Genomic DNA, 5779 nt, shown 5'->3' with positions numbered 1-5779 from the left:
GGCCGGGGGAGCGGGCCGGTGTTGCAAGCCCTTCGCGGAGGCGAAGGGCGCACCAATCAAGAAAGCTCGTAGAACTCCACCACCTTGTCCCACGCCTCTTCGGCAGTTTCGACCCAGTGGAACAGGTTCAGGTCGGCGTGGTTGATCACGCCTTCGTCGGCCAGGGCTTCGAAATCGACCACGCGGTTCCAGAATTCCTTGCCGAACAGCAGGATCGGGATCGGCTTCATCTTGCCGGTCTGGATCAGGGTCAGCAGTTCGAAGAATTCATCGAACGTGCCGTAGCCGCCGGGGAACACCGCCACGGCCTTGGCCCGCAGCAGGAAGTGCATCTTGCGCAGCGCGAAATAGTGGAACTGGAACGCCAGGCGCGGGGTGACATAGGTGTTGGGCGCCTGTTCGTGCGGCAGCACGATGTTGAGGCCGATGGTTTCCGCCCCGGCTTCCACCGCGCCGCGGTTGGCCGCTTCCATGATCGACGGCCCGCCGCCCGAGCAGACCACGAACTGGCGCATGCCTTGTTCGACGATGTTGCAGCTTGACGCGATGTGGGCGAGTTGGCGCGCTTCCTCGTAATACTTCGCCTTGGCGGCCAGCCGTTCGGCCACGGCCTTGCGTTCGGGCGGGGCCTTGGCGACCAGTTCCGCCGCCGCATCGGGCGACGGGATCCGGGCCGAGCCATAGCAGACCAGCGTCGAGCCGATCTGCGCCTCGTCCAGCAGCATCTCGCACTTCAGCAATTCCAGCTGGAAGCGCACCGGGCGCAGTTCCTCGCGCAGGAGGAAGTCCGTGTCGCGGAAAGCCAGCTTGTAGGCCGGGCTGCGGGTCTGGGGGGTGGAGTGGTCCTGGGCCTCGACAAAGCCCGCTTCCTGTTCCGCCTTGTAGAAGCGCCGGCGGTTAAGGCGCTTTTCCTGTTCTTCTTCGGTCATTAGCGCCTTGTCGGACTTTGCGTCCGCGCTGTCAAAGGGGGGAATCCTTTGCTAGGGGGCGCGCCATGCTTAACCTGACCGGCATCACGGTTCGCCTTGGCGGGCGGACGATCATCGACGACGCAACCGCCAAGCTGCCGCCGCGCGGGCGGATCGGCCTGATCGGCCGCAACGGCGCGGGCAAGTCCACGCTGGTGCGGGTGATCGCCGACCAGCTTGAGGCGGACAATGGCGAAGTGACCATGCCGCGCGGCAGCCGGCTGGGCTATATCGCGCAGGAAGCCCCAGGCGGCGATGCCACCCCGTTCGAAACCGTGCTGGCCGCCGATACCGAGCGCGCGGCGCTGATGGTGGAAAGCGAAAGCTGCACCGATCCGCACCGCCTGGCCGAAGTGCACGACCGCCTGATCGCGATCGAGGCGCATTCCGCCCCATCGCGCGCGGCGCGAATCCTGGTCGGCCTGGGGTTCGACGAAGCAGCGCAGCACCGCCCGCTGGAAAGCTTTTCCGGCGGCTGGCGGATGCGCGTGGCGCTGGCCGCGCTGCTGTTCTCCCAGCCTGACCTGCTGCTGCTCGACGAGCCGAGCAACCACCTCGACCTCGAAGCCGTGCTGTGGCTGGAAGATTTCCTGCGCTCCTACCCGGCAACGATCCTGCTGGTCAGCCACGAGCGCGATTTCCTCAACAACGTGGTCGATCACATCCTGCACCTGTCGGGCGGCAAGCTGACGCTTTACCCCGGCGGCTACGACGCGTTCGAGCGCCAGCGCGCCGAACGCCAGGCCCAGCTCGCCGCCGCCAAGTCGCGGCAGGACGCGATGCGCGAGAAGCTGCGCGATTACGTCGCGCGCAATTCGGCCCGCGCCTCGACCGCCAAGCAGGCCCAGTCACGCGCCAAGGCACTGGCGCGGATGCAGCCGATTGCCGAGCTGATCGACGATCCCTCGCTCAGCTTCGATTTCCCCCCGCCGGACGAATTGCGCCCGCCGCTGATCACGCTCGACCTCGCCTCGGCCGGTTATGGCGAAACGCGGATCCTGCAGCGACTCAACCTGCGGATCGACCCGGATGACCGGATCGCGCTGCTGGGCCGCAACGGCAACGGCAAGACCACCCTGGCGCGCCTGCTTGCCGCGCAGCTCACCCCGCTCGACGGGGCGATGACCGCCAGCGGGCGCATGCGGGTGGGCTATTTCACCCAGTACCAGGTCGAGGAACTGGACCGCAGCGAAACCCCGCTGCAGCACATGACCATCGCCATGCCGGGGGCAACGCCCGCCGCGGTGCGCGCGCAGCTGGGCCGGTTCGGCTTTGCCGGACCCAAGGCGACGACCGAGGTCGGCAAGCTGTCGGGCGGGGAACGCGCGCGGCTGGCGCTGGCGCTGATCACCCGCGATGCGCCGCACCTCCTCATCCTCGACGAGCCGACCAACCACCTTGATGTCGATGCGCGCGAAGCGCTGGTCCAGGCGCTGAACGACTATTCGGGCGCGGTGGTGATCGTCAGCCACGACCGCCACATGCTGGAAATGACCGCCGACCGGCTGGTGCTGGTCGATGCCGGCACGGCGAAGGAGTTCGACGGGTCGATCGACGATTACATCGCCTTCGTCCTCGCCCGCGATCCCGCCCCGGCGCGGGGGGGCGATGCCCCGCGCGGGGTCAACAAGAAGGACCAGCGCAAGGCCAATGCCGAAGCGCGCGAACGCGGCCAGGCCCTGCGCAAGGCGGCCAAGGCCGCCGAAGCCGAGCTGGAACGCCTGACCACCGAGCGCAGCGCGATCGACCAGGCGATGTTCGACCCCGCCAGCGCCGCCCCCGCGCTCGCCAAGCTGACCATGACCGAGCTGATGAAGCGCCGCGCTGCCCTCGAAACCCGGATCGAGGCCGCCGAGGCCGCCTGGCTGGAAGCCAGCGAAGCTTTCGAAGCGATCGTGGCGTAGGAGTCGACAGCGATGAGCGTGGCATTCCGGCGCGACGGAGACGACGAGCATCTTGAGCCGAAGTTCGAGATTCCGATTCCCCACGGCCCCAACCTGGTGACCGCGCGCGGCAAGCTGCTGATCGATCAGCGGGTGTCGGAACTGGAAGACGAGATCGCCGCGCTGCTGGCCGAAGGCGCCGAGCAGAGCCGGATCGACGCCACCCGCCGCGACTTGCGCTATTGGCAGACCCGCCAGATCACCGCCGAAGTGGTGCCCGTACCAAGCGGCGAAACCGTTGAAATCGGAACCGAAGTAACCTTCACTCTCAATGGCAAGCAGCGCAGTCTTACGATCACCGGCGATGACGAGGCCGACCCGGCGGCGGGCTGCATTGCCTTTTCCGCACCGCTCGCCCGCGCCATGCTGGGGGCCGAAGTGGGCGATGTGCTCGAATTCGCCGGGCGCGAGGACGGAATCGAGGTAATCGCGATTGCGGTTGTCCCCGCGCCCACAAAAGCCTAACGCGCAGGTATGACGGCGGGCCGGATGCCCGCCTGCGGCCCCTTGTGGCCGTCCACCAGACAAGCCCCGTGAGATTATGACCTTCCAGACCCCTTTTGCATTGCTTGGCGATGCGCTTGCCGCGCGCGGCTATTCCGCCCCCACCTCGGTCCAGGCCGCCGTGCTCGAAGCCGAGGCCGATGGCCGCGACCTGATCGTCTCGGCCCAGACCGGCTCGGGCAAGACCGTGGCCTTCGGCCTCGCCATGGCCCCGCAGCTGCTGGAAGCGGACGGACGGGTCCGCGCCGCCGAAGCGCCGCTGGCGCTGGTCATTGCCCCCACGCGCGAGTTGGCGCTGCAGGTCAGCCGCGAATTGGCCTGGCTGTACGAACCAACCGGTGCGCGGGTGGTGACCTGCGTCGGCGGGATGGACCCGATGCGCGAACGCCGCGCACTTAACCATGGCGCGCAGATCGTGGTCGGCACCCCGGGGCGCCTGCGCGATCACCTCGAACGCGGTGCGCTTGACCTGCGCGCACTGGCCGTTGCCGTGCTCGACGAAGCGGACGAGATGCTCGACATGGGCTTCCGCGAGGATCTTGAGGAACTGCTCGACGCGACCCCGCAGGACCGCCGCACGCTGCTGTTTTCGGCGACCATGCCCAAGCCGATCGTCGCGCTGGCGCGCCGCTACCAGCAGGACGCGCTGCGCATTTCGACTGTCGATGCCGATCAGGGCCACGGCGACATCGCCTATCAGGCCATGGCCATTGCCCCGGCCGACATCGAAAACGCGGTGGTCAACGTGCTGCGTTACCACGAAGCGGAAACCGCGATCCTGTTCTGCGCCACGCGCGACAATGTCCGCCATCTCCACGCCAGCCTGACCGAGCGCGGCTTTGCCGTGGTCGCGCTGTCGGGCGAGCACAGCCAGAATGAACGCAACCACGCGCTCCAGGCGCTGCGCGACCGCCGCGCCCGCGTCTGCGTGGCAACCGACGTGGCCGCGCGCGGGATCGACCTGCCGGGCCTGTCGCTGGTGGTCCATGTCGAAGTGCCGCGCGATGCCGAAGTGCTGCAGCACCGTTCCGGCCGCACCGGCCGCGCCGGGCAGAAGGGCACGGCGATCCTGCTGGTGCCCTATCCGCGCCGCCGCCGGGTGGAAATGATGCTGCGCGGCGCGCGCATCCCGGCCGAATGGATCAGCCCGCCGTCAGCCGCCGAGATTCGCGCGGCGGACGCCGACCGCCTGCTGGCCACGCTGCTCGCCCCGGTCGAGCCGAGCGAGAGCGACCACGAGATCGCCGCGCGCCTGCTGGCCGAACGCAGCGCCGAGGATATCGCGCTGGCGCTGGTCCAGGCGCACCGCGCCCGCCTGCCCCAGCCCGAGGACCTGCTGGCCAGCGATGCCCCGCCGCCCCGGGGTCCGCGCCCCGGGTTCGAAGGCAGCGCCTGGTTCCGGCTTAACGTTGGCCGCCGCCACAATGCCGATCCGCGCTGGGTCCTGCCGCTGCTGTGCCGCCGCGGCCATGTCAGCCGCAGCGAGATCGGTGCGATCCGCATCACCGCCAACGAATGCCTGTTCGAAGTGGCCGCTCCGGTGGCCGCCCGGTTCCTCGACGCCGTGCGCCGCACTGCCGAAGAGGATGACGGGGTGGAAATCATCGCCATCGAAGGCAAGCCGCGCGAAGCCGCCCGCCACCAGGGCGGCCGCAGCGATCACCGTGCGGGTCCCGGCCCACGCGGCAAGAAGTTCGTGCACCGCAAGGGCCCGCGCCAGCCGCACTGAAGCGGCGGCGCGGTGCGCGCCGGCCCGGTCTTGTTCACTGGAATGTCTGGGAAGTGGATGCCCCGCGAGGATTCGAACCCTTGCCCGGCACCTTCCGCCCTCCTCCGGTTAGACCTAGAAAATCAAGCAATTTGCCTTAGGCTTGTTCCTGCTGGTTGCCCCTAGCGGGGCCAAGTCATGGATGCTTCGCGTGCAGATCCCTGCATTTGCTGAAGCAGTGACAGAAGCTCACAAAGCCCTGACGGCTGGATAGAGTGACCGTACTGCCAAAGCCTTCAAAGCTTCGTTTGAAGCGCATGCAAACCCAAGGCTTGGAGCATTGAGAATCGACGCGATCGGTAGTGCGGAATTAATTGCTGCACTGTCTGTGGTGGTCCCGCTTTCTCGGACAATTTCGCGGCTAAGTTAAGCTAATCCCGGTTATCGTTCACGCCGCCTGTTTGATTATCAGATCATGGGGGGCATGCCCCCTGATCTGATCGCTCGATCCTACGATAGGCCTCGACAGAGGGGTCACGTCCGTCAACGTGGTGTAATTTCGGCGGTGGCCCTGGGTCATCGTCAGGCGGCCTTTGCGGTGATGTGTAGTGGCTGATTTTCCTCCTCGATCATGGATTGGTTGAGTTCGGCCATAC

The 5779-nt window shown here is 67.3% G+C and carries 4 protein-coding genes; 3 read left to right on the top strand and 1 reads right to left on the bottom strand.

Translation table 11 applies throughout. The features are described from left to right. Positions 1–56: 56 nt before the first annotated feature. The gene (locus ACE3N9_RS16415) at positions 57–929 is read right to left on the bottom strand and encodes a TIGR00730 family Rossman fold protein (protein ID WP_374285552.1); all 873 of its coding nucleotides are present in this window, start codon (positions 927–929) and stop codon (positions 57–59) included. 65 nt (positions 930–994) lie between these two features. Between ACE3N9_RS16415 and ACE3N9_RS16410 the strand changes: the two genes are divergently transcribed. From ACE3N9_RS16410 to ACE3N9_RS16400, 3 genes are all read left to right on the top strand, one after another. Beyond that, positions 995–2872, top strand: a complete 1878-nt coding sequence (locus ACE3N9_RS16410; RefSeq protein ID WP_374285550.1) for an ABC-F family ATP-binding cassette domain-containing protein — start codon at positions 995–997, stop codon at positions 2870–2872. A gap of 12 nt (positions 2873–2884) precedes the next feature. Next, on the top strand, positions 2885–3376 hold the full coding sequence (locus ACE3N9_RS16405) for a GreA/GreB family elongation factor (protein ID WP_374285548.1): 492 nt from the start codon (positions 2885–2887) through the stop codon (positions 3374–3376). 76 nt (positions 3377–3452) lie between these two features. After that, positions 3453–5144, top strand: coding sequence for a DEAD/DEAH box helicase (locus ACE3N9_RS16400; protein ID WP_374285546.1), 1692 nt, complete (start codon positions 3453–3455; stop codon positions 5142–5144). The last annotated feature ends 635 nt before the right edge of the window (positions 5145–5779 follow it).

Origin of the sequence: Novosphingobium sp. (genome assembly GCF_041905565.1) — a bacterium.
GTDB lineage: Bacteria > Pseudomonadota > Alphaproteobacteria > Sphingomonadales > Sphingomonadaceae > Novosphingobium.
Note: the sequence above shows the minus strand (reverse complement) of the source record. Positions and strands in the feature narration are given on the sequence as shown.

Coding starts and splice junctions, on each gene's coding strand:
- ACE3N9_RS16415 (WP_374285552.1), bottom strand. CDS start 929: ATGACCGAAGAAGAACAGGAAAAGCGCCTTAACCGCCGGCGCTTCTAC.
- ACE3N9_RS16400 (WP_374285546.1), top strand. CDS start 3,453: ATGACCTTCCAGACCCCTTTTGCATTGCTTGGCGATGCGCTTGCCGCG.
- ACE3N9_RS16410 (WP_374285550.1), top strand. CDS start 995: ATGCTTAACCTGACCGGCATCACGGTTCGCCTTGGCGGGCGGACGATC.
- ACE3N9_RS16405 (WP_374285548.1), top strand. CDS start 2,885: ATGAGCGTGGCATTCCGGCGCGACGGAGACGACGAGCATCTTGAGCCG.